18 protein-coding genes and 2 tRNA genes are annotated in these 23,937 nt (G+C 72.3%); 11 read left to right on the top strand and 9 right to left on the bottom strand.

The window, feature by feature from the left end; all coding sequences use genetic code 11:
- Positions 1 to 10 precede the first annotated feature (10 nt).
- On the bottom strand, positions 11 to 376 hold the full coding sequence (locus L7N97_RS20585; protein ID WP_237480136.1) for a response regulator: 366 nt from the start codon (positions 374 to 376) through the stop codon (positions 11 to 13).
- Positions 377 to 660: 284 nt separating this feature from the next.
- Between L7N97_RS20585 and rffA the strand changes: the two genes are divergently transcribed.
- Positions 661 to 1,827, top strand: coding sequence for a dTDP-4-amino-4,6-dideoxygalactose transaminase (rffA, locus tag L7N97_RS20580; protein WP_255722260.1), 1,167 nt, complete (start codon positions 661 to 663; stop codon positions 1,825 to 1,827).
- 26 nt (positions 1,828 to 1,853) lie between these two features.
- Here rffA and L7N97_RS20575 read toward each other — a convergent pair whose 3' ends face one another.
- On the bottom strand, positions 1,854 to 2,897 hold the full coding sequence (locus L7N97_RS20575) for a LacI family DNA-binding transcriptional regulator (RefSeq protein WP_237480135.1): 1,044 nt from the start codon (positions 2,895 to 2,897) through the stop codon (positions 1,854 to 1,856).
- 202 nt (positions 2,898 to 3,099) lie between these two features.
- Here L7N97_RS20575 and L7N97_RS20570 point away from each other — a divergent pair, with 202 nt between their 5' ends.
- From L7N97_RS20570 to L7N97_RS20560, 3 genes are read left to right on the top strand one after another with little or no spacing between them, the layout of a single operon-like run.
- Entirely contained in the window at positions 3,100 to 4,041 is a 942-nt protein-coding gene (locus L7N97_RS20570; RefSeq protein WP_237480134.1) for a tagatose kinase, read from the top strand.
- Between the two features lie 5 nt (positions 4,042 to 4,046).
- On the top strand, positions 4,047 to 5,327 hold the full coding sequence (locus L7N97_RS20565; RefSeq protein WP_237480133.1) for a D-tagatose-bisphosphate aldolase, class II, non-catalytic subunit: 1,281 nt from the start codon (positions 4,047 to 4,049) through the stop codon (positions 5,325 to 5,327).
- A gap of 31 nt (positions 5,328 to 5,358) precedes the next feature.
- Positions 5,359 to 6,129: an L-iditol 2-dehydrogenase gene (locus tag L7N97_RS20560; protein WP_237480132.1), complete on the top strand. Its 771-nt coding sequence runs from the start codon at positions 5,359 to 5,361 to the stop codon at positions 6,127 to 6,129.
- Positions 6,130 to 6,385: 256 nt separating this feature from the next.
- Here the strand turns inward: L7N97_RS20560 and L7N97_RS20555 are convergent.
- Positions 6,386 to 6,461: transfer RNA gene (locus L7N97_RS20555), tRNA-Glu, on the bottom strand.
- Positions 6,462 to 6,634: 173 nt separating this feature from the next.
- Here L7N97_RS20555 and L7N97_RS20550 point away from each other — a divergent pair.
- A complete protein-coding gene (locus L7N97_RS20550) occupies positions 6,635 to 7,912 on the top strand; it encodes a Gfo/Idh/MocA family protein (RefSeq protein ID WP_237480131.1) in 1,278 nt (425 codons plus the stop codon).
- Between the two features lie 9 nt (positions 7,913 to 7,921).
- On the opposite strand, the gene recJ is transcribed toward L7N97_RS20550, so the two are convergent.
- Positions 7,922 to 9,715: a single-stranded-DNA-specific exonuclease RecJ gene (gene recJ / locus L7N97_RS20545; RefSeq protein ID WP_237480130.1), complete on the bottom strand. Its 1,794-nt coding sequence runs from the start codon at positions 9,713 to 9,715 to the stop codon at positions 7,922 to 7,924.
- A gap of 179 nt (positions 9,716 to 9,894) precedes the next feature.
- On the opposite strand from recJ, the gene parE reads away from it, so the two are divergent.
- From parE to lexA, 5 genes are all read left to right on the top strand, one after another.
- Positions 9,895 to 11,958 (top strand): DNA topoisomerase IV subunit B, encoded by a 2,064-nt coding sequence (gene parE / locus L7N97_RS20540; RefSeq protein ID WP_237480129.1) that lies wholly within the window; start codon positions 9,895 to 9,897, stop codon positions 11,956 to 11,958.
- Between the two features lie 136 nt (positions 11,959 to 12,094).
- Positions 12,095 to 12,349 (top strand): hypothetical protein, encoded by a 255-nt coding sequence (locus tag L7N97_RS20535; RefSeq protein ID WP_237480128.1) that lies wholly within the window; start codon positions 12,095 to 12,097, stop codon positions 12,347 to 12,349.
- A gap of 189 nt (positions 12,350 to 12,538) precedes the next feature.
- Complete coding sequence (locus L7N97_RS20530; RefSeq protein ID WP_237480127.1) at positions 12,539 to 14,068, top strand: DEAD/DEAH box helicase; 1,530 nt, start codon at positions 12,539 to 12,541, stop codon at positions 14,066 to 14,068.
- 114 nt (positions 14,069 to 14,182) lie between these two features.
- Positions 14,183 to 14,257: transfer RNA gene (locus L7N97_RS20525), tRNA-Gly, on the top strand.
- A 267-nt stretch (positions 14,258 to 14,524) separates the two neighbouring features.
- The gene (gene lexA / locus L7N97_RS20520) at positions 14,525 to 15,220 is read left to right on the top strand and encodes a transcriptional repressor LexA (RefSeq protein WP_237480126.1); all 696 of its coding nucleotides are present in this window, start codon (positions 14,525 to 14,527) and stop codon (positions 15,218 to 15,220) included.
- Positions 15,221 to 15,250: 30 nt separating this feature from the next.
- Here lexA and L7N97_RS20515 read toward each other — a convergent pair whose 3' ends face one another.
- Both L7N97_RS20515 and aspS read right to left on the bottom strand, forming a co-directional pair.
- Positions 15,251 to 15,985 carry a hypothetical protein gene (locus tag L7N97_RS20515; RefSeq protein WP_237480125.1) on the bottom strand — a complete coding sequence of 245 codons (735 nt, stop codon included), beginning with the start codon at positions 15,983 to 15,985 and terminating at the stop codon, positions 15,251 to 15,253.
- Positions 15,986 to 16,008: 23 nt separating this feature from the next.
- A complete protein-coding gene (gene aspS, locus L7N97_RS20510; RefSeq protein ID WP_237480124.1) occupies positions 16,009 to 17,859 on the bottom strand; it encodes an aspartate--tRNA ligase in 1,851 nt (616 codons plus the stop codon).
- Between the two features lie 192 nt (positions 17,860 to 18,051).
- Here aspS and rnd point away from each other — a divergent pair, with 192 nt between their 5' ends.
- A complete protein-coding gene (gene rnd / locus L7N97_RS20505; protein ID WP_237480123.1) occupies positions 18,052 to 19,239 on the top strand; it encodes a ribonuclease D in 1,188 nt (395 codons plus the stop codon).
- A 31-nt stretch (positions 19,240 to 19,270) separates the two neighbouring features.
- Here rnd and L7N97_RS20500 read toward each other — a convergent pair whose 3' ends face one another.
- The 3 genes from L7N97_RS20500 to L7N97_RS20490 are packed head-to-tail and all read right to left on the bottom strand — an operon-like array spanning position 19,271 to position 23,882.
- Positions 19,271 to 20,128: an NmrA family NAD(P)-binding protein gene (locus L7N97_RS20500; RefSeq protein ID WP_237480122.1), complete on the bottom strand. Its 858-nt coding sequence runs from the start codon at positions 20,126 to 20,128 to the stop codon at positions 19,271 to 19,273.
- A 33-nt stretch (positions 20,129 to 20,161) separates the two neighbouring features.
- A complete protein-coding gene (locus tag L7N97_RS20495) occupies positions 20,162 to 21,652 on the bottom strand; it encodes a Ppx/GppA family phosphatase (RefSeq protein ID WP_237480121.1) in 1,491 nt (496 codons plus the stop codon).
- A 19-nt stretch (positions 21,653 to 21,671) separates the two neighbouring features.
- Complete coding sequence (locus L7N97_RS20490; protein WP_237480120.1) at positions 21,672 to 23,882, bottom strand: RNA degradosome polyphosphate kinase; 2,211 nt, start codon at positions 23,880 to 23,882, stop codon at positions 21,672 to 21,674.
- Positions 23,883 to 23,937 lie beyond the last annotated feature (55 nt).

Genomic DNA, 23,937 nt, shown 5'->3' with positions numbered 1-23,937 from the left:
GGGGCGGCCGTCACGCCGCCTCGACGAAGTCCTGCAGGGCGGCGACGACCTGCTCCAGGCGCCACGGCTTGGGGATGAAGTTCACCCGGGCCGGCAGGTCCCGCACGGGCCGGGCGACGCCGGAGGTGACCACGACGCCGATGTGGGGCCAGTGGCGGGAGATCATCTCGGCGAGGTGGACGCCGTCCGAGTGGCCGGGCATGTTGATGTCGGTGAAGACGGCGGCGACGTCGGTGCCGTTCTCCAGCAGGAAGCCCAGCGCCTCGTCGGCGTCGGCCCGGTCGATGACGAGCAGTCCGGCTTCCTCCAGCGTCGTCACCGTGTCGGCGCGCAGCAGAGGGTCGTCCTCGACGATCAGGATCGTGCTGCGCTGCATGGTTGCCTCGTCGGAACGCTACGCCTCAGTTTCACCAGAGTTAACGAAGGTGGTTAACAAAGAGTTAATTCAGGCGCGGGCCCGCGGCGTCTGCGAAAATGTCGCAGATCCGGAGTCGATGCAGCTCGTCGTCGATTCGTCCGATGTAGCCTTGAACTGAGCTGTCGTCGAGTCCCGGTCCGGTCGCCCGGGTGGCCGCGGCGCGCGATCGCGGTTAAAGAAGGCCCGCCCCCTCCTCCCCGCGGGAACGTGCCATCACCGTGCCACCGAGCGACAGCCAGAGCCTGCCCCCCGCGGTCCCCGACCCGGCCGGCGCCACCCCGGTCCCGTTCAACGTCCCGCAGCCGGCCGGCAACGAGCTCGCCTATCTGGCGGAAGCGGTCGGCAACCGGCACCTCAGCGGGGACGGGCCCTTCACCAAGCGCTGCAACGCCTGGCTGGAGCGCGAGACGGGCGCCCGGCAGGCCCTGCTGACCCATTCCTGCACGGCCGCCATGGAGATGGCCGCCATGCTGTTCGACCTCGCCCCCGGCGACGAGGTCATCATGCCCTCCTTCACCTTCGTGTCGACCGCCAACGCGGCCGTGCTGCGCGGCGCCGTTCCGGTCTTCGTCGACATCAGACCCGACACGCTCAACATCGACGAGCGCCTGATCGAGGCCGCCGTCACGGAGCGCACGCGCGCGATCTTCGTGGTCCACTACGCGGGCGTGTCGGCCGCCATGGACGAGATCATGGCCATCGCCGACCGCCACGGCCTGTTCGTGCTGGAGGACGCCGCCCAGGGCGTCGCGGCCCGCTACGGCGACCGGCCGCTGGGCTCGATCGGCCACCTCGGGGCGGTGAGCTTCCACGAGACCAAGAACCTGATCGCCGGCGAAGGGGGGGCGCTGCTGGTCAACGACGCGCGCTTCATCGACCGCGCCCACATCCTGCGGGAGAAGGGCACCAACCGGACCAAGTTCCTGCAGGGCCGCGTCGACAAGTACACCTGGGTCGACGTCGGCTCATCCTACCTCCCGAGCGAGCTCAACGCCGCGTTCCTGCTGGCGCAGTTCGAGAAGGTCGAGGAGATCCAGCGCGCCCGCCACCGCGCCTGGGACCGCTACCACCGCGCCATGGCGCCGCTGGAGCGCGAGGGGCTTCTGGCGCGCCCGAGCGTGCCGCAGATCTGCGCCCACAACGCGCACATCTACTACGTGCTGATGCCCACCATGGAGAGGCGCACCGAGCTGCTGCGACGCACCAAGGCGGCCGGGATCGGGGCCGTGTTCCACTACGTGCCCCTGCACAGCGCGCCCGCGGGCACCCGGTTCGCCCGCCAGCACGGCGCCCTTCCGGTCACGGACGACCTCAGCGCGCGCCTCGTGCGCCTGCCGCTGTGGGCCGGGCTGGAGGATCGGGCGATCGACGCCGTGTCGGCCCTGGTCGCGGACGTGGCCCGCGGGTAGCCGGCCCGCGGGGGCCGTCGTCGCCCTCAGGCGGAGTCCCGCATCATCAGCTTGGCGTCGAGGAGCTGGACGCGGTCCGGCCGCCGCTCCGTCCCCGGAAGCGCCTGGGCCAGGAGCGACGACAGGCCGGCCCTGGCGATGCCGGCGTAGTCCTGCGCCATGGTGGTCAGCGACGGGCAGGTGAACCGGCTCAGCGGGTGGTCGTCGTGGCCGGCCAGCCGCAGGTCGCAGCCCGGGGCGCGACCGACCCTGAGCCCCCGCTCGGTCGCGGCCGCCATGGCGCCGAAGGCGAGGCGGTCGTTGGCGCAGAGCACCGTCCGGCTCGGGAAGCCGCCCGCGTCGATCGCGCGCGTCGCGGTCTCGTGGCCGATCTCCTCGAAGGCCCAGCCGTGCCGGGCGGGTTCGAGCACGACCGGCGCGAGGCCGCGGCGCCCCATCGCCGCCGTGAAGGCGTCCCGCCTCTCCTGCGCGTTCCGGTTGACCTCGGGCATCGCGACGAAGCACGGGGGCTCGCCGGTGCGGCACAGATATTCGACCATCTGCTCGAAGCTCCGGGCGTTGTCGGTGCCGACGAAGCAGCCGTCCCCGTCCATGCGGGAGTCGAGGTACACCGTGGGGGCGCGCGTTTCCCGGTGGCGGGGCGGCGCCCCGTTCCCGAGCGGGGCGATCAGCACGCCGGCGACCTTGATCGAGTCCAGCACCTGGAGGGCCCGCACCTCCAGCGCGGGGTCCGCGTGCGAGCTCAGCACGATCGACCAGTAGCCCGCGCCGAGGGCGCCGAGTTCGACCCAGCGCACGACCTCGGCGTAGAACGGGTCCGTCAGCGACGGCACGACGATGCCGATCGTCTTCGTCGAGCGGCGGTTGAAGTTCACGGCGAACAGGTTGGGCTGGTAGCCGAACTCCCGCATGGCGTCGCGGATCCGCTGGCGGCTCGCCGGACGGACGCTGTCGGGATCGTTGAAATATTTGGACACGGTCGGCCGCGAGACGCCCGCGGCCTCGGCGAACTCTTCCATGGTCCAGTGGCGCCGGGGGGGCGACGGCCCGCCGTCCGCGTGATCGTCCATCCTGCGCCCTCGCTCGCCGCCCCCGTCGTTCGACGAGGATACGACGCCGGCATGCCCGCCTCGTGGGCCGCGACGGCCCGTTTTTTACGTTCGTAAAGTTTTCTGTTGATGTGGGCAAGCGATCGGCGTAGCGACTCCGGCAAACGGGGCGGCCGCGGCGCGCGGCCCGGACCGGGGTGGGACAGGGAGGGCGGCGTCGACCATGCGCAGGATCGTCACCATCGGGGAGATCGTCGTCGAGGTCATGGCGACCGAGCGAGGGGACGGCTTCCTCGAACCGCTGTCGCTCGTCGGCCCGTTCCCGTCCGGCGCCCCGGCCATCTTCATCGACCAGTGCGGGCGCCTGGGGCAGCCCTGCGGCATGGTGGGCCGCGTCGGCGACGACGACTTCGGCCGCTTGAACCTCCGCCGCCTCGCGGCCGACGGCGTCGACGTGTCGGCCGTCTCGGTCGACCCCGAGGCCGCCACGGGCAGCGCCTTCGTGCGCTACCGTCCGGACGGCGACCGTGACTTCGTGTTCAACATCCGCCGCAGCGCCAACGCCGGCATCGCGCTCGACGCCGCGGCCCGCGCCCTGGTCGCCTCGGCCGACCACGTCCATGTCATGGGCTCGTCGCTGTTCTCGCCGGCCGTCGTCGCCGCGACCGAGGAGGCCGTCGCCACCGTCAAGGCCAGGGGCGGCACGGTCTCGTTCGATCCCAACGCGCGGCGGGAACTGCTCGCGGCGCCCGGCATGCGGGCCGCGCTGTCCGGCCTCCTCGACCGCTGCGACCTGTTCCTGCCGAGCGGCCCGGAACTCACGCTCCTCACGGAAGTCGACACCGAGGAGGCGGCCGTGGGCGAGATCCTGGCGCGCGGCGTCGGGGCCGTGGTGGTCAAGCGCGGCGCCGCCGGGGCCGAGTTCCACGACGCCTCCGGCCGGATCGCGCAACCCGCCTTCGCGGTGGAGGAGGTCGACCCGACGGGGGCGGGCGACTGCTTCGGCGGCGCCTTCGTGACCTGCTGGCTGCGCGGCATGCCCCCCGCCGAGGCGCTGCGCTACGCGGCCGCGGCCGGCGCCCGCGCGGTGACGCGGCGCGGCCCCATGGAGGGCGCCTCCACCTTCGCCGAACTCGACGCCTTTCTTGCCGCAGCCAGGGTTTGAGCCTCATGACCACCTTCGACCTCGCCGACATCGCCCGGCTCCGCCGCGCCGGCACGCGCGTCGGCATCGCCTCGATCTGCACCGCCCACCCGCTCGCGGTCGAGGCGGCCCTGCTCCAGGCGCGCCACGACGGCGCTCCCGCGCTGATCGAGGCCACCTGCAACCAGGTGAACCAGGACGGCGGCTACACGGGCATGACGCCCGAGGACTTCCGGGCCTTCGTCGAGGCCATCGCGGACAGGGTCGGCTTCGATCCGGCGAACCTCGTGCTCGGCGGCGACCACCTCGGCCCCAACCCCTGGCGCGCGCTGCCGGCCGAGGACGCCATGGCCCGCGCGGAGGCGATGATCGCCGCCTACGCGGCCGCGGGCTTCTCCAAGCTGCACCTCGACACCTCGATGGGGTGCCGCGGCGAGGCGCCGGCCCTCGCCGACGCCGTGACGGCGTCCCGCGCGGCCCGCCTCGCCGGCGCGGCCGAGCGCGCCGCGCGGGACGCCGGCCGGCCGCCGCCCGTCTACGTGATCGGCACCGAGGTGCCGGTGCCCGGCGGCGCCACGCACGCGCTCGACCACCTCGAGGTGACGCGCCCCGAGGCGGCGCTCGCCACCGTGGAGGTGCACCGGCAGTCCTTCGCGGCGGCGGGGCTCGACGACGCCTTCGCGCGCGCGGTCGGCGTCGTGGTGCAGCCCGGCGTCGAGTTCGCCGACGCCGACGTCATCCCCTACGATCCGGCCGCCGCGCGCGCCCTCGCGGCGACGCTGGAGCGCATGCCCCAGTTCGTGTTCGAGGCGCATTCCACGGACTACCAGCCCGCCGCGGCGCTGCGCGCCCTCGTCGACGACGGCTTCGCCATCTTGAAGGTCGGGCCGGGGCTCACCTTCGCCATGCGCGAGGCGCTCTACGGCCTTGACCACGTCGCCGAGGTCCTGGCCCCGGCGGGGGAGGACGAGGGCCTGCGCGCCGCGATGGAGCGGCTGATGGTGGCGGAGCCGGGACACTGGCAGCGCTACTACGGCGGCCAGGGCGCGGCGCTGGCCGCCCAGCGCCACTTCTCGTACAGCGACCGCATCCGCTACTACTGGCCGCATCCCGAGGCCCGCGCCGCCGTCGACGCGCTCATGGCCCGGCTCGGCGACCGGGCCATCCCCGAAACGCTGATCGGCCAGTACCTGCCCCGGCTCTACGACGGCGTGCGAGACGGGGCCGTCCGGCCGCGGGCGCGCGACCTCGTGATCGCCGCGATCCGCCTGGCCCTGCAGCCCTACAGCGCGGCCTGCTCGGCCTGACGCTTCCGGACGAACCCAAAGGAGAAGACGCATGCAGCTCGACGGCAAGGTCGCCATCGTCACGGGCGCGGCGCGCGGCATCGGCCGCGCCATCGCGGAGCGCTACCACGCGGAGGGCGCCAGGGTCGTGGTCGCCGACCTCAACCGGGCCGGCGCCGAGGAGGCCGCGGCCGCGCTGGGTCAGGGCGCGCTCGGGCTCGCGTTCGACGTCACGCACCAGGAGTCGATCGACGCCCTGGTGGCGCGCGTGGTCGCCGAATACGGCGGCATCGACATCCTCGTGAACAACGCCGGCCTCTTCGACCTCGCCCCCATCGTCGATATCACGCGGGAAAGCTACCGCAAGGTCTACGCCGTCAACGTCGAGGGCCTGCTCTTCACGATGCAGGCCGTCGCCCGCGAGATGATCGCGCAGGGGCGGGGCGGCAAGATCATCAACTTCGCGTCCCAGGCCGGCCGCCGCGGCGAGGCGCTGGTGGGCGTCTACTGCTCGTCCAAGGCCGCGGTGATCTCGCTGACCCAGAGCGCCGGCCTCGACCTCATCAAGCACGGCATCAACGTCAACGCCATCGCGCCCGGCGTGGTCGACAACGAGCACTGGGACCACGTGGATTCCATGTTCGCCCGCTACGAGAACCTCCAGCCGGGCGAGAAGAAGCGCGCCGTCGGCGCCTCGGTGCCGTTCGGCCGCATGGCCCGGCCCGAGGAGATCGGCGGCCTCGCGACCTTCCTGGCCAGCCGGGACGCCGACTACATCGTGGCCCAGTGCTACAACATCGACGGCGGCAACTGGATGAGCTGAGCCGAAAGGGCGACCTCGACCGGACCCGCGGGCGGGCGATGCCCGGCGCGGGTCTGAACTGAACGGGAGGAAGCCGAGCGCGATGTCGGCTTCATCGCGCCCCGCATCGCCGCAGGATCGACCGACTTCGGTTTCCAGTCCGGCGACAGCCGCCTGTCGGCTTTTGCCGGTCAGCGTACAGCCAGCCGAGCCGTCGCGACGCAGGCCGGTCTCCGGCCTTCAAGGCTCGAACGGGAAAGATTACAGGGGGTGCCTCTGGCGCGCCCAAGGGGAATCGAACCCCTGTTTTCGCCGTGAAAGGGCGACGTCCTAGACCGCTAGACGATGGGCGCGGACGGTGGAAGGCGATGCCTCGACCGTGGAGCGCTTATAGGCCGAGCCGGGCCGGTCTGGCAAGCGCGGGCGCGGCCTCGCGCACAGGCCTCGCGACGCGTCGCCCCGGCCGTGGACCAGGCTCAGGCAGCCGGACGTTGACGGCGCATCGTCCCCCAGCCGGAGCGCACCCATGTCCGAACCCGACCGCCGCCAGATGCTGAAGCTCGCTGCCGCGGCCGCCGGGGCGGCGCTCGGCGGCACGGCCGCGGCCCGGGCCGCCGAACCCGCCGTCGACACCGGCACGGTCGCGGGCGGCAAGCTGGACTTCCCGACCTGGACGGCGCCGACCGAGCGCCCGACGCCGCCGCCGCCCGCGCCCCTGCCCCCGTCCGAGCGGGTCGGCTTCGCGGTGCTGGGGCTCGGCCGGCTCGCCACGGAGGAGATCCTGCCGGCCTTCGGCCGGTCGAAGCGCGCCAAGCTCGTCGCGCTGATCTCGGGCACGCCCGACAAGGCGAGGCTCCTCGCGCGCCAGCACGGCGTCGCGCCGGACGCGGTCTACGGCTACGGCGACTGGGACCGGATCAAGGCCGATCCGGCCATCCAGGCCGTCTACATCGTGACGCCCAACGCGCTGCACCGGGAAGCGACGCTCGCGGCCGCGGCCGCCGGCAAGCACGTGCTCTGCGAGAAGCCCATGGCGACGAGCTCCGCCGACTGCCAAGCGATGATCGACGCCTGCGCGACGGCGAGGCGGCACCTGATGATCGCCTACCGCTGCCAGTACGAGCCCAACAACCGCGCCCTGCAGGACATGGTGCGCGGCGGGCGCTACGGCGCGGCCCTGCTCTACGACGCCGTCAACACACAGAACATGGCGGCGCCGACGCAGTGGCGCTTCGTGAAGGCGCTGGCCGGCGGCGGCGCCCTGCCCGACATCGGGCTCTACTGCCTCAACGGCGCGCGCTTCCTCAGCGGCGAGGAGCCGACCGAGGTCTACGCCCACACCCATTCGACGCCGGGCGACCCGCGCTTCAGGGAGGTCGAGGAGCAGGTCACCTTCACGCTGCGGTTCCCGAGCGGGCTCGTGGCGAACTGCGCGGCCTCCTACGGCCTCCACGAGAACCGGAGGCTCGGGATGGGCATGCCGGCAGCCGCGATCGATTTCGCCAACGCCTTCGCGTACACGGGGCAGAGGCTGCAGATCGCGCACCGGGACGGCGACGCCGAGGCGGTGGTCGACCGCCGCATCGCGGCGAAGGATCAGTTCGCGCTGGAGCTCGACCACATGGCGGAGTGCGTCGCCACCGGCCGGCGCCCGCGCACGCCCGGCGAGGAGGGCCTGGCGGACCAGCGCATCATGGAGGCGATCTACCGCTCGGCCGCGACGGGCCAGCCCGTGGCGCTGCCGAAGGTCGAGGGCCTCGACACGACGCGCGGCCCGGCGCTGCCCCCGGCGGACCAGGGCTGAGCCGCCGCCCTACCCCGGCTGGTCCGGCACGAGCGCGGCGTCTAGCAGGCGCAGCTCCGGCCGGCCCCCGCCCCCGCCCCAGCGGTTGACCGTGAGCGTGCCGGCGGCGTGGACGAGCTTGCCCCGCGCCGCCATGATCCCCTGCCCGAGCGGCCCCTCGGCGACGCGGAACGCCACGGCGCGGATGCGGCTGCCGTCGCGGCCCGCCAGGGTCGCGCGCAGGTGCCCCTCGCCCATCGTGCCGCAGTCCACCACGCGGTGGCTCGGCAGCGCCACCACGGGCTCCGGCGCGCCGGCGCCGAAGGGGCCCGCGGCCTCGAGCCCGCCGATCAGCTCCGGCGTGGCGGAGCCCGCGCCCAGCGTCCCGTCGACCTCCAGGGCCGCCTCGGCGCGGGACCGCGCGACGGCGTCGGCGAAGTGGTCGTGCAGGAAGTCGCGGAAGGCGGGCAGGCTCGCCGCCGGCAGCGTCACGCCCGCCGCCATGCCGTGGCCGCCCCCCTTCAGCAGCAGCCCTCGCTCGACGGCGAGCCGCACCGCGGCCCCGAGGTCCGCGCCGGGGGTCGAGCGGCCGGAGCCGGTGCCGGTGTCGCCCGCGAGCGCGATGGCGAAGGCGGGCCGGTCGAAGCGCTCGCGCAGCCGCGCCGCGACGAGCCCGACGACGCCGGGGTGCCACCCTTCGGCAGCGGCCACGATCACCGCGCTGTCCCCGCCCCCGACCAGGGCGAGCGCTTCCGCTTCGGCCTCCTCGACGGCGGCGAGCTCGATCACGCGGCGCTCGCGGTTCAGCCGGTCGAGGTCGGCGGCGATGCGCGCCGCCTCGACCGGGTCAGGCGTCAGGAGCAGGCGCGTGCCGAGCGCCGAGTCGCCGATGCGGCCGCCGGCGTTGATGCGCGGGCCGACGAGATAGCCGAGGTGGAAGGGCGAGGGCGCGCCGTCGGCGCCCGCCACGTCGAACAGCGCCGCGAGGCCGGGCCGGGCGCGCCGCGCCATCACGGCGAGGCCCTTGGCCACGAAGGCCCGGTTGAGACCGGTGAGCGGCACCACGTCGGCGACCGTGGCGAGGGCCACGAGGTCGAGCGCGGCGAGGAGGTCGGGCGCGGCGCGCCCGTCCCAGAACCCGGAAGCCTTGAGGGCGCGGTGCAGCGCCACCAGCACCATGAAGACCGCGCCGGCGGCGCAGAGGTGGCCGAGGCCGGACAGGTCGTCGGGGCGGTTGGCGTTGACGAGGGCCGCCGCGCGCGGCAGCTCGGCGCCGAGCTGGTGGTGGTCGATCACCACCGTGTCGAGCCCGCGCCGCGCCGCCTCCTCCAGCGGCACGAGGCTCGTCGAGCCGCAGTCCACCATCACGAGCAGCGTGGCGCCGCCCGTCGCCAGCGCCGCCACGGCCGGCACGCTCGGCCCGTAGCCGTCGACCAGCCGGTCGGGTATGTGGATCGCGGGGTCGAGCCCGGCCGCCCGCAGATAGCCGACCAGCAGGGCCGCCGCGCAGGCGCCGTCGACGTCGTAGTCGCCCAGCACCGCGACGCTTTCCCCCGCCCGCACCGCGCGGGCGAGCCGCTCCACGGCGGCCGGCATGTCGGCGAGCACGTCGGGGTCCGGCATCAGCGCGCGCAGGCTGGGGTCGAGGAAGGCCGCGCAGTCCGCCACGTCGCGGCCGCGGCTCGCCAGCACGCGCGACAGCAGGTCCGGCATGCCGTGGCTCTGCGCGATCGCGGCCGCGCGCCGCGCGCCGGCCTCGTCGAGCCGCGCCCGCCAGGCGCGGCCCGTCATCGAGCGGGCGACGTCGAGCACGAGCGGGTTCATCGGCGGCGGAGGGTTTTCACGGGATGGAGGCCTTCGATCGGCGCGAGCGGGAGCCTCCTTCGCGGGAGGGCGGCACCCTTACCCCGGCGCGACTCGATGGCGAAAGGGTTTCATGTTAACCGTCTCGGGCTTATGTACACGGTCTGTTCCCGTATCCCACCGTCCCGCAGGGCCCGCCGATGTCTCCCAGGTCCGCCGCCGCCGCCGTCCCCGAGGACCTGTTCGCCGTGAACGACGACGTGCCGTCCATCGCCGAGGCCGGGAAGAAGCGCCGCGCCCTGCCGTTGCGCGACGGGACTCCCGACGAGGCCGGCTACACCGCCGCCTCGATCGAGGTTCTGGAAGGGTTGGAGCCGGTGCGGCGGCGCCCCGGCATGTACATCGGCGGCACCGACGAGGCGGGCCTGCACCACCTCTTCGCCGAGGTGATCGACAATTCCATGGACGAGGCCGTGGCGGGCCACGCGAGCCGCATCGACGTCGCGATGGAAGCGGACGGCTTCGTGTCGATCACCGACAACGGCCGCGGCATCCCGGTCGACCCGCACCCGAAGTTCCCCGACCGCTCGGCGCTCGAAGTCATCATGACCACGCTGCACGCGGGCGGCAAGTTCGACTCGGGCGCCTACCAGACCTCGGGCGGACTGCACGGCGTCGGCATCTCGGTCGTCAACGCCCTGTCGGAGCGGCTGGAGGTCGAGGTCGCGCGCGCCCAGACGCTGTACCGCCAGTGCTTCGCCCGCGGCCTCGTCCTGGGGCCGATCGAGATGGTGGGCCGCGTCGCCAACCGGCGCGGCACCCGCGTGCGCTTCAAGCCGGACGCGGAGATCTTCGGCCCCGAGGCGAAGCTCGAACCGGCGCGGCTGTTCCGCATGGCGCGCTCCAAGGCCTACCTGTTCGGCGGCGTCGAGGTGCGCTGGCACTGCGCGCCCGAGCTCGTCGAGGGCACCAAGACGCCCGTCGAGGCCGTGTTCCGCTTCCCCGGCGGCCTCAAGGACCACCTCGCGCAGGAGGTCGAGGGCCGCAGCTTCGTGGCCGAGCAGCCCTTCACCGGCAAGGTGACCAAGCCCGGCGGCCACGGCTCGCTCGAATGGGCCGTGACCTGGCTCAGCGACGACGACGGCTTCGTCCACGCCTACTGCAACACCATCCCGACCCCGAACGGCGGCACGCACGAGAACGGACTGCGCGCGGCGCTGCTCCGCGGCCTCAAGGACCACGCCGAGCGGATCGGGCAGGCGCGGCGCTTCGCCAACGTCACGGCCGACGATGTGATGCTGAACTGCGCGGCGCTGCTGTCCGTGTTCATCCGCGAGCCGGAGTTCCAGGGGCAGAACAAGGGCCGCCTGATGACCGTCGAGGCGGGCCGCATCGTGGAAGCGGCGATGCGCGACAGCTTCGACCACTGGCTCGCCGCCGCGCCCTCGCAGGCCGCGAAGCTCCTCGACTGGAGCGTCGAGCGCGCCGACGAGCGCCTGCGCCGCAAGGCCGACAAGGACGTGGCGCGCAAGAGCGCGACGCGCAAGCTCCGCCTGCCCGGCAAGCTCGCCGACTGCTCGAACTCGGCCGCGCAGGGCTCGGAATTGTTCATCGTCGAGGGCGACAGCGCGGGCGGCTCGGCCAAGCAGGCGCGGGACCGCGCCAGCCAGGCGGTGCTGCCGCTGCGCGGCAAGATCCTCAACGTCGCCAACGCCACGCGCGACAAGCTCGCCGCCAACCAGCAGCTCGCCGACCTCGCGCTGGCGCTCGGCTGCGGGACGGGCACGCACTACAAGGACGGCGAGCTCCGCTACGACAAGATCATCATCATGACGGACGCCGACGTCGACGGCGCCCACATCGCCTCGCTGCTGATCACCTTCTTCTATCGGCAGATGCCCAGGCTGATCGACGGCGGCCACCTGTTCATCGCCGTGCCGCCGCTCTACCGGCTGACGCAGAACACGAGATCCGTCTACGCGCGCGACGACGCCCACAAGGACTTCCTGATGAAGACCGCCATGACGGGGCGGGGCAAGGTCGAGATCAGCCGCTTCAAGGGCCTGGGCGAGATGCCCATGCGCGACCTCAAGGAGACCACCATGGACCCGTCGAAGCGCACGCTGCTGCGCGTGACGGTGCTCGAGGAGGACCAGAGCGGCACGCGCGACGCGGTGGAGCGGCTGATGGGCAACAAGCCGGAGGCGCGCTTCGCCTTCATCCAGGAGCGCGCGTCCGGCGCGGCCGACCTCGTCGACGTTTGAGCCTCGAAAGCCATGGTCGACGGAGGGTGAACGGTTTCCACCGCCTCTTCACCGTTTCGGCCGCGTCCCGTTCATCCTTAAGCCCCTGGCAACCCCGCATCGTCAGTCTGCCGTCACCCCCGACGCTGGATCGACGATGCCCGATTTCGTGAGTGACCGGCGCGGCTCCGCGGTCCAGTGGTTCGCGCTGGCCGCCGCCGCCGTCTGCGTGGCGAGCCTCGCCGGCGCCCACGGGCTCGACTGGCTGTCGCAGTCCGGCCGGATCTCGCTCGTCGCCTATCGCGCCCCCGCGCCGGCGGCGAGCCAGCGCGCCGCCGCAGACCCCAACGTGGACATGACCCCCACCGGATCGGTGCCGGCCGGCAGCGCCCTGGTGATCCGCATCCGCTGAAGCACGGCGCTTCACCATTCCGCGTGGAATATCCCGCGCGTCGTTGACTTGTCGCGGTTTCCGCTTATGTCCCCTGTCATCAATGGGCGTCCCGCGTCGCTCCTCGGCGCACGATCGATCGTGCCTGTCCCCTCACGGCTACACGCGGGTCACGCGGCCGTGCTCCGTCGACGGTAGACGCAACACCTGATGAATTTCAACGAACTCGGCCTCAGCGACAAGGTCCTGCAGGCGGTCGAAGCCACCGGCTACACGACCCCGACGCCGATCCAGGAACAGGCCATCCCGGTCGCGCTCGCGGGCCGCGACGTGCTCGGCATCGCCCAGACCGGCACCGGCAAGACCGCCGCCTTCACCCTGCCGATGATCTCCCGGCTGGAAACCGGCCGCGCCCGCGCCCGCATGCCGCGCACCCTGATCCTCGAGCCGACGCGCGAGCTCGCCGCGCAGGTCGAGGAAGCCTTCGTCCGCTACGGCGCCAACCACAAGATCAACGTGGCGCTGCTGATCGGCGGCGTGTCCTTCGCCGACCAGGAGGCCAAGATCACCCGCGGCGCGGACGTGCTGATCGCCACGCCGGGACGCCTCCTCGACTTCGCCGAGCGCGGCAAGCTGCTGCTCACCGGCATCGAGATCCTGGTCATCGACGAGGCGGACCGCATGCTCGACATGGGCTTCATCCCGGACATCGAGAAGATCTGCAAGCTCGTGCCGTTCACGCGGCAGACGCTGTTCTTCTCGGCCACGATGCCGCCGGAGATCACGCGCCTCACCGAGGCGTTCCTGCACGACCCCGCCCGCATCGAGGTGGCCCGCCCGTCCTCGACGGCGGCGAGCGTGACGCAGTCGCTCGTGGCCTCGGCGCCCGGCCCCGCCAAGCGCGAGGTCCTGCGCCGCCTGCTGCGCGGCGCCGAGGACCTCACCAACGCGATCATCTTCTCCAACCGCAAGCGCGACGTCGCGCTGCTGACGAAGTCGCTGGAGAAGCACGGCTTCTCGGTGGGCTGCCTCCACGGCGACATGGACCAGCGCTCGCGCATGGTGTCGCTCGACGCCTTCCGCAACAACAAGGTGTCGCTGCTGGTCTGCTCCGACGTCGCGGCCCGCGGCCTCGACATCCCGATGGTCAGCCACGTCTACAACTTCGACGTCCCGACCCACGCCGAGGACTACGTCCACCGCATCGGCCGCACGGGCCGCGCGGGCCGCAGCGGCACCGCGGTCTCGATCGTCACCAAGGCCGACCAGCGCTACATCGACGACATCGAGAAGCTGATCCAGAAGAAGATCGACTGGCAGGGCGCGACGCTCGACCAGGTGGCCGACGCCGAGCCGGCCGTCGAGGACGAAGATGAGGGCGGCTCGCGCGACCGGCGCTCGCGCCGCGCGGGCGGACGCGGCGAGGGCCGGCCCTCCGAGTCGCGCGGCGGCCGCCGCGGCGAGAACCGCGGGCGGAGCGACGGCCGGGAGCCGACGCGCGAGCGCACCGAGCGCGCTTCGGCCGACGCCGGCCCGACGCTGGCGCCCCCGCCCAGTTCCTCGACGCGCCGCAGCGAGTCCGCCTCGGCCCCGCGCTCGCGCGACGAGCGCCCGGCCGGCCGCGGCTTCGACCGGCGCCATCGCTCGGACGAGGACGACGACGTCGTGATCGGCCTCGGCGACCACGTCCCCTCGTTCCTGCTGCGCCCGGTGCGGATCAAGGCCGGCACCGACGCCTGAGGCGGGGCGCTTCCGAAATTGTCACGAGGGGGGCGGAGCAGAAACCTGCTCCGCCCCCCTTGTCATTCCGGATCGAATCCGGCATACATCCCTCGTCGCCGCAGCGACATGGATGCGGGTGTAGCTCAGTGGTAGAGCACAACCTTGCCAAGGTTGGGGTCGAGGGTTCGAATCCCTTCGCCCGCTCCAGATCAGCTCGCGACAGTTCTTTCCGACTCCGAACGCTCTGCCGCTTGGTCGGCTCAAGTCGATTGGGCATCAGCGATCGCCGGATCGGGTCGGACGCTCTCCCTGTGGACAGGCGACGATCTCCCAGGCCGATGCGCGCCGCGCCTCACACGCCCCACTTGCAGAACGCATCAAGAACACATATCACGTTCTTGTTTTGTTTTGACGCCCGTCGAGGCGGAGCCGCATCGGCATTCCGGATCGAGCGTGCGCTGGGAGAGTCCGCCCATGCTGACCGAAAAGCAGAGTGAACTGCTCCGCTTCATCCATGCCCGACTGCAGAAGACCGGCGTGCCGCCCTCCTTCGACGAGATGAAGGACGCGCTGGACCTGAAGTCCAAGTCCGGCATTCACCGCCTCATCATGGCCCTTGAGGAGCGCGGCTTCATCCGTCGCCTGCCGAACCGCGCCCGCGCGCTGGAGGTGCTGCGCCTGCCCGAGCAGGTCGCCGCCGAGGCCGCCAAGCCGAAGGGCCTCACGCTGCTGAAGGGCGGCAAGCCCGCGCCGAAGCCGCGGGCCGAGCCTTCGCGCGACCTCCCCGGCGCCTTCGAGATCCCCGTGATGGGCCGGATCGCCGCCGGCACGCCGATCTCGGCCATCCAGACGCAGAGCCACACGATTTCGATGTCGGCCGACTTCCTGGCCTCGGGCGAGCATTTCGCGCTCGAAGTGCGCGGCGACTCGATGATCGAGGCCGGCATCCTCGACAACGACACGGTGGTGATCCGCCGCCAGGACACGGCCAACACAGGCGACATCGTGGTGGCGCTGGTCGACGACGAGGAAGCCACGCTGAAGCGCCTGCGCCGCCGCGGAGCTTCGGTGGCGCTGGAGCCCGCCAACGCCGCCTACGAGACTCGCATCTTCGGGCCCGAGCGTGTCAAGGTGCAGGGCGTGCTGGTGAGCCTGTTCCGCCGCTACTGACCGCGCTCTCGACGGGCCGGGACCGGCCCGTCAGCGCCAGTGCTGCCCCACCCAGGGCACGGGCGGCAGCGATCGGTAGAACTTCTTATACCACTTGGCTGGCCAGCGCCCCGCCATGGCCTCGTCGGGCCGGGGATGGCCCGTGAAGACCACCACGCGCGCCTCGTCGGGCAGCGCCGGCGCCCGGAACAGGTAGAGCGGCCAGGGCGGCAGCAGCCTGTGCTTGAAGCTCGGGCACCAGGGCTCCGGCCAGAAGGCGACGGCCAGGCGCGACGCCTTGGTGACGTAGATCTGCTCGTTGTCGAAGCGATGCGACATCGCCACCGCGTCGTTCTCGAAGTCCGACACGAGATGCGCCGCCGAGCCGGCGCGGAACCGCATCACCGACGAGTTGCCGATGCCCTCGCGCCGCCCCTGCGTGGGGTTGCGCACCAGCACGAGCTTGCCCGGCTCGTGGTCGAACAGCGCGTCGAGCGACCCCGTCACCAGGATGTCGAGGTCGAGGAACAGGAGGTCGCCGCTGAGCCCCCCGAGATCGGCGGCCCAGAGCGCAAGCTTGCGCCACGGACCGGGCTTCAGACCCTGCGGCAGGTGGATCGAGGGGATCGGCTTCGCCTCGATCGCGGGGTCGAGCCCATCGATCGGGTCCGTGAAGGCGACGAAGCGCGTCGGCCGCGCCACGTTGCGCATCACGGCGCGGTGGAGCCGGTTGACGTAGTCGGCCCCGTACTCGCTCCCCCAGCGGATGCAGACGACGGTCTGCACGGCCCCTGCCCTGTCCCGCCGCCTCAGGCCCCGTGCGGCGACACCACGCCGTCGGGCTCCGCGGCCGGCTTCGGCGCCGGGGCGGCCGGCGCCGCGGTCGAGCGGATGTGGAGCTCGCGCAGTTGCTTCGGGGTCGCGGGCGCGGGCGCCCCCATCAACAGGTCCTCGCAGCGCTGGTTCATCGGGAACAGCACGATCTCGCGCAGGTTCTCCTCGTCGGCCAGCAGCATGACGATGCGGTCGACGCCCGGCGCGATGCCGCCGTGGGGCGGCGCGCCGTACTGGAAGGCGCGGTACATGCCGCCGAACCGCTCCTCCAGCACCGCCTCGTCGTAGCCCGCGATGGCGAAGGCCTTGCGCATCACGTCGGGGCGGTGGTTGCGGATGGCGCCGGACGACAGCTCGATGCCGTTGCACACGATGTCGTACTGGTAGGCCTTGATGGTGAGCGGGTCCTGCCCCTCCAGCGCGTCGAGGCCGCCCTGCGGCATCGAGAAGGGGTTGTGGGAGAAGTCGACCTTCTTCTCCTCCTCGTTCCACTCGTACATCGGGAAGTCGACGATCCAGCAGAGCTCGAAGCGGTCCTCGTCGACGAGCTTCAGCTCGCGCCCGATGCGGGTGCGGGCGAGGCCGGCGAGGCGGGCCGCCTTGGCTTCCACGTCGGCGGCGAAGAACACGGCGTCGCCGGGCCCCACCTTGGCGGCCGAGCAGATGCGCGCCAGCACGTCGGCGGGGATGAACTTGGCGATCGGCCCCTTGCCCACCACGGCGCCCGCCTCGTCGGCGTCGAGCACCACGTAGCCGAGGCCGGCCGATCCCTCGCCGCGCGCCCAGTCGTTCAGCTTGTCGAAGAAGCTCCGCGGCTGCGCCCCGGCGCCCGGCGCCGGGATCGCGCGCACCACGCCGCCCTTGTCGATCACGCCCTTGAAGGCCTTGAAGGTCACGCTCTCGTCGGCGAACTCGCGGCTCACGTCGGCGATGCGCAGCGGGTTGCGCAGGTCCGGCTTGTCGTTGCCGTAGAGCAGCATCGACTCGGCATAGGGGATGCGCGTGAACTTCTGCGTGACGGGCCGGCCGCGGCCGAACTCCTCGAAGATGCCGCGCAGCACGGGCTCCACCGTGTCGAACACGTCGTCCTGCGTCACGAAGCTCATCTCGATGTCGAGCTGGTAGAACTCGCCGGGCGAGCGGTCCGCGCGGGCGTCCTCGTCGCGGAAGCAGGGCGCGATCTGGAAGTAGCGGTCGAAGCCCGCCACCATGATGAGCTGCTTAAACTGCTGCGGCGCCTGCGGCAGCGCGTAGAACTTGCCGGGGTGCACGCGGCTCGGCACGAGGTAGTCGCGCGCGCCCTCGGGCGAGGAGGCGGTCAGGATCGGCGTCTGGAACTCGGTGAAGCCCTGCCCCTTCATGCGGGTGCGCAGGCTGTCGATGACGCGCGAGCGCAGGATGATGTTGTTGTGCAGCCGCTCGCGGCGCAGGTCGAGGAAGCGGTACTTGAGCCGGATCTCCTCCGGGTAGTCCTGCTCGCCCGCGACCGGCAGCGGCAGCTCGGCGGCGGGGCCCAGCACCTCGATCTCGGCGGCGTAGAGCTCGACGTGGCCCGTGGCCATGTCGGCGTTCTCGGTGCCGGCCGGGCGGCGGCGCACGGGGCCGTCGACGCGCACGACCCACTCGGAACGCAGCTTCTCTGCCTGCGCGAAGGCCGGCGAGTCGGGGTCGATCACCACCTGCGTGGTGCCGTAATGGTCGCGCAGGTCGATGAACAGCACGCCGCCGTGGTCGCGGATGCGGTTGCACCAGCCCGCCAGCCGCACGTCGGCACCGATCTCGGCTTCGCTGAGGGCGCCGCAGGTGTGGGTGCGGTAGCGGTGCATGATGGCTGACTCTCGAAGCTCGGAAGACCGGGGCGCGCGGGGCTCCGCGGACGTGCCGGCTTTGTCTTGAAAAGCGACAGGCTTGTCAAAGGGCCGGGCGCGCGCTCTTTCGTTGCGACGATTGCGGCAGATCGTTGACTCATCCCCGGCCAGGCGCTCGCAACGCGCGCGCGCTTGCTCTATGGGAGCCGGATGACGCTGATCACCACCACAGAAGAGCTCGCCGCCGTCTGCCGCCGCTTGGCGCGCCACCCCTTCGTGACCGTGGACACGGAGTTCCTGCGCGAGACGACCTTCTGGCCGAAGCTCTGCGTGCTGCAGCTCGCCTCCGACGAGGAGGCCGTGGCGGTGGACGCGCTGGCGCCCGACATCGACCTGATCCCCTTCCTCGACCTCATGGCCGACCGCAACGTCGTCAAGGTGTTCCACGCCGCCCGGCAGGACCTGGAGATCGTGTGGAAGATGTCCGGCCGCCTGCCCGAGCCGCTGTTCGACACGCAGGTGGCCGCCATGGTGTGCGGCTTCGGCGACCAGGTGTCCTATTCCGAACTCTGCCAGACGCTGTGCCGGGTGACGATCGACAAGTCGTCCCGCTTCACCGACTGGGCGCGCCGCCCGCTGACCTCCGCGCAGGTCACCTACGCGCTGGCCGACGTCACGCACCTGCGCGACATCTACCGCACCCTGGTGAAGAAGCTCGAAGCCTCCAAGCGCACCGGCTGGCTCGCCGACGAGATGCGGACGCTGCTGTCGCCCGCCACCTACGAGCAGCATCCGGACCAGGCCTGGGAGCGGTTCCGCTCCAAGCTCCGGAAGCCGCGCGACCTCGCGGTGATGATGGACCTCGCCGCGTGGCGCGAGAGCGAGGCGCAGGCCCGCGACGTGCCGCGCTCGCGCATCCTCAAGGACGACGCCATGATCGAGGTCGCGACGGCGGCGCCCCGCTCGGTCGACGCGCTCGCCGACCTGCGCGCCGTCCCGCGCGGCATGGACAAGTCCCGCCTCGGGCCGGACATGATCGCGGCCGTCGAGCGCGGCCTCGCCCGCGACCCGAAGGCCCTGCCCCGGCTCGACCGCGACCGGCGCGGCAACGGGGGCGGCGGAGGGGGCGGCAGCGGCGCCACGGTGGAGCTGCTGAAGGTGCTGCTGCGGCAGGTCGCCGAGGCGCACGGGGTCGCGGCCAAGCTCATCGCCAACGTCGAGGACCTCGAAGCCATCGCGGGCAACGACGAGGCCGACGTACCGGCGCTCGAAGGCTGGCGCCGCGCCATGTTCGGCGCCAAGGCGCTCGACCTCAAGAACGGGCGCCTCGCCCTCACGGTCGAGGCCGGCAGGGTGATCGCGCTGGAATGGCAGGACGGCGAGAAGCCGGAGGATTGAGCGGCCCCCTGCCCGGATCGGCGGGCCGGCATCAGGATTTCGCGGGTCCCAGCAGGCCGGCCAGCACGTCGCGCATGGTTCGGGGCCGGCGCTCGAGGAGCCGCCCCAGCGCCGGGTCGGTCGCGGCGAAGTCGCCGCGGCGGGCGGCGCGGTACATGGCGAGCAACGCGTCCGCCATGGGCGCGGGCACGCCGCGGGCGACCGCTCCCTCCCGCCACGCGTCGTCCGTCTCCACCACGCGCCTGACCTCGCGCCCGGTGATCTCGGACGCGATGGCGGCGAGATCCGCCATGGTGAAGGCCTCCGGCGCGATCAGCGGGGGCGTCACGCCGTCGAAGCGGCCCTCGCCGGCCAGGATCGCGGCATCCGCCTCAGCCAGGTCCGCGCGCGCCGTCCAGCTCACGGGGCCATCCTCAGGTGCCCGGATCTCCCCGAGGTCGAAGCCGCGGCCGATCAGGTGCAGGGCGCTCTCGGCGTAGAAGCCGTGGCGCAGCGCGGTGAACGGGCCTCCCCCGGCCAGGACCGCCTCCGCGGCGAAGTGATCGCTGAACGGGGACGCGGCATGGGTGCCCATGTGGCTGGTGTAGAGCACGCGCCCCGCCCCCGCGGCGCGGGCCGCGTCGATGGCCTCACGGTGGAGGCGCCGTCCTTCCTCGCCGAGGCGGTCGACGGACACGATCAGCACCTGCTCGGCGCCCGAGAAGGCGGCGAGGAGGCTCGCGGGATCGGCGAAATCGGCCGCCCGGACCGCGACGCCGCGCGCCGCCAGGGCTTCGGCGCGGGCGGGTTCGCGCACCGCGGCGGCGATCTTCGACGGAGGCACCCGCGTCGTCAGCGCCTCGACGACGCCGCGCCCGAGATGCCCGTTCGCTCCGGTGACGACGATCATCGGTTTCTCACTCCCGCAACGATCCCGCGACGGTCAGCCGACCGTCACTTCCGCCTCGCGCCCGACCAGCTTGGCGATCTGCCGCAGCCGGCCGACGCAGCGCTCGCTGGCGAGGTCGGCGAAGTCGGCCGGCAGCGCCAGCGTCACGCGCGCCTTGGAGCAGCGCAGCGCCGTGCGCGGCAGCACGCCCCCCATGGCGGCCGACACGAGGTAGGCCACCCGCAACACGGCGCCGAGCAGCCGCGCCCGCTCCAGCCGCCCCGGCGTCAGCAGCGCGCGCAACCCCACGCCGGCCTCGACCTCCCCCCCGTGCCGATAGGCGACCGTCAGGGCCAGGAAGGCCCGGCCCGGGTGATCGACGCCCGAGAAGGCGCCGTTGGCGATGGCGCTGAGCGCGTGGTCGCCGCGGTGGTCCGGATGCGCCCGCCAGGCGATGTCGGCCATGAGGCAGGCGGCGTGGCGGAGGCGGGTCTCGTCCGCGGTCTCGGGCAGACCGGCCGCGGCGTAGAATCGGTCCGTCCAGGCGCACAGGTCCGGCCCGTGGCCGGGGTCGCGCGCGTGGCGGTCGTTGATCTCGCGGGCCGCGGCGAAGAGCGGGTCCTCGGCCCGCGTCCCCCGGTCCAGCGCCTCGAACAGCAGCCCCTCGCGCACGCCCGAGGCCGAGATCACCACCTCGCGCGGGCGGCCGAGGCGGACCACCTCCTCCAGCACCGCCGCCCCGTAGGCGAGGAGCGGCCGCCGCGCGGAGGCCACCGCGGCCAGGGCCGCGAGATCGTCGGCGTCGATCCGCTCGGCGAGCGGGCCGAGGCCGAGCGCCTCGGCGGCCGGCATGGCGTAGCCGTGCATGACGTTGAGCGGGTAGTTGCGGGCGCGCATGTGCAGCTTCGCCAGGGCCCGCCAGGTGCCGCCGACCGCGTAGAAGGTGCGGCCTTCGAGCACCCGGATCGGCTGCGCCTTCAGCAGCGCGTCGCGGGCGATCCTGGCCGCGCGCTTGGGCGAGCCGCGGCTCGCGTCGAGCAGCGCGAGGCCGCCGAGCGGCAGCGACACGCCGCGCCCGACCGTGGCGCCCCGCACGTCGACGAGTTCGAGCGAACCGCCGCCCATGTCACCCACCACGCCGTCGGCGCCATGGAAGCCCGACGACACGCCGAGCGCCGACAGCTCCGCCTCGCGCGGGCCGCCGATCAGCTCGATGTCGGCGCCGAGGGCCGCGGAGGCGGCGTCGAGAAAGGCCGAGCCGTTGCGCGCGTCGCGCGCCGCCGCCGTGGCCAGCACGCGCAGCTCGCCGACGCCGAGGTTGCGGCACAGGACCTTGAAGTTGCGCAGCGCCGCCAGCGCGCGGTCCATGGCGTCCGCGCCGAGCAGGCCCGTGGTGGCGACGCCGCGGCCGAGGCCGCACAGGACCTTCTCGTTGAAGATCGGGGTCGGCGAGCGGGACAGGCGCTCGTAGGCGACGAGGCGGACGGAGTTCGACCCGATGTCGACGATGGCGACCGGCTTCGCGGGTGCGGCGCCGGCGGCCATGACGGAACGTCCGTGCAGCTCAGCGCCGGGCGTCGAGCCTTCGGAGAAGAGTCTTGGGGCTGGACTCACGCAGGGATTTGCCACGTCCTGAGAGACTCGGGTTCGTCATGAAGTAGTTATGGGCGTTGAACGGCTCCTCCCCATCGGCGGGGGTGATCCGTTCGCTGCCGCCGTCAGGCAATACACGGTAGCTCTGCTGATTGTCGATCAGGTTGGCGATCATGATCTGGTTCAGGACCTGATCGTGCACGGTCGGGTTGGTGATGGGCAGCAGAGCCTCCACCCGGCGGTCGAGGTTGCGCGACATGAGGTCGGCCGAGGAAATGTAGACGCGCGCCTTGTTGTGGGGCAGGCCGTAGCCGCCGCCGAAGGCGTAGACGCGGGCGTGCTCCAGGAAGCGGCCGATGATGGACTTGACCTGGATGTTGTCGCTCATTCCCGGCACGCCGGGGCGCAGGCAGCAGATGCCGCGCACCACCAGCGTGACCTGCACGCCGGCGCGGCTCGCCCGGTAGAGCGCGTCGATGATCTCGGCGTCGACGAGGCTGTTGCACTTGCCCCAGAAGGCGGCGGGCTTGCCGGCCTCCGCGAAGGCGATCTCCTCCTCGATGTGCTGCAGCAGCCGCGCCTTCAGGGTCAGCGGCGACACGGCCATGCGCTCCAGCCCCGCCGGCTCGGCGTAGCCGGTGATGAAGTTGAAGACGCGCGACACGTCGCGCGCGACCGACGGGTCGGCCGTGAAGAACGAGATGTCGGTGTAGATCCGCGCCGTCTGCGGGTGGTAGTTGCCGGTGCCCACGTGGCAGTAGGTGACGAGGCTGCCGGCCTCGCGCCGCACCACCATCGACAGCTTGGCGTGGGTCTTCAGCTCGATGAAACCGAACACGACCTGGACGCCGGCGCGCTCCAGGTCGCGCGCCCAGCGGATGTTGGCCTCCTCGTCGAAGCGGGCCTTGAGCTCGACGAGGGCGGTGACCGACTTGCCCGCCTCGGCGCCCTCGATCAGGGCGCGCACGATCGGGCTGTCCTTGGAGGTGCGGTAGAGCGTCTGCTTGATGGCCACGACGTTGGGGTCGTGCGCCGCCTGGGTGATGAACTGAACCACCACGTCGAAGGACTCGTAGGGGTGGTGGACCACGAGGTCCTTCTGGCGGATGGCCGCGAAGCAGTCGCCGGAATTGTCGCGCACGCGCTCGGGAAAGCGGGCGTTGTAGGGCTTGAACTTGAGGTCCGGCCGGTCGACGCCGACGATCTCGCCGAGGTCGTTGAGCGCCAGCAGCCCGTCGATGGTGAAGCACTGGTCGGCCGCGGTGCCGAGTTCGTCGGCGACGAGCAGCCGCAGCTTCTCCGGCATGCCGCGGTCGATCTCGAGCCGGATGACCGAGCCTCGGCGGCGGCGCTTGAGCGCGCTTTCGAAGAACAGCATGAGGTCCTCGGCCTCCTCCTCGACCTCGAGGTCGGAGTCGCGGACCACGCGGAACACCCCCTGCCCGTGGACCTCGTAGCCGGGGAACAGCCGCGGGATGTGCATGGCGACGAGCGTCTCCAGCGGCACGAAGCGCGCCGCCCCGCCGGTCAGCGCGTCGGGCACGCGGATGAAGCGCTCGCCCTTGGCGGGCAGGCGCACCAACGCGTGCAGCTCGCGGCCGTCGGCCTTGCGCTTGAGGTCCAGCGCCAGCGTGAAGCCGAGGTTGGGGATGAACGGGAAAGGGTGGGCGGGGTCGACCGCCAGCGGCGTCAGCACGGGGAAGATGTGCTGGAGGAAATAGTCCTGCAGCCATTCGCGCTCGGGCTTCGACAGGTCGAAGGGGTCGATGATGGTGATGCGCTCGTCGGAGAGCTCCAGGCGCAGCGCGGCGATGCGGCGCTGCTGCTCGTCCACCAGCGCCTTGGCCTTCTCGCGGATGCGGGCCATCTGCTCGGCCGGCGACAGGCCGTCCTGCGACTGCGTCGTCACGCCGGAGCGGACCTGGCCGTAGAGCCCGGCCACCCGCACCATGAAGAACTCGTCGAGGTTGTTGGCCGAGATGGACAGGAAGCGCAGCCGCTCCAGGAGCGGGTGGTTGCGGTTCGAGGCCTCCTCGAGGACGCGGCGGTTGAACTCCAGCCACGACAGTTCGCGGTTGATGAAGCGGCCGGGCTGATCGAGGAGCGCTGGGCGGGGGACGGGCTGCGGCTCGGGCGCCTCGACCGATCGGGACCGCGACGGTGTATCCTCGACCAGTGACATCGACCCGAACTCCTGCCGCGACGCGCGACTCCTTCGCCTCCGGCTGTGTCGATTG

It is taken from the genome of Lichenibacterium dinghuense (assembly GCF_021730615.1).
Classification (GTDB): Bacteria; Pseudomonadota; Alphaproteobacteria; order Rhizobiales; family Beijerinckiaceae; genus Lichenihabitans; species Lichenihabitans dinghuensis.
The sequence above is the reverse complement of the archived record's forward strand: the minus strand, read 5'-3'. Positions and strand labels throughout refer to the sequence as shown.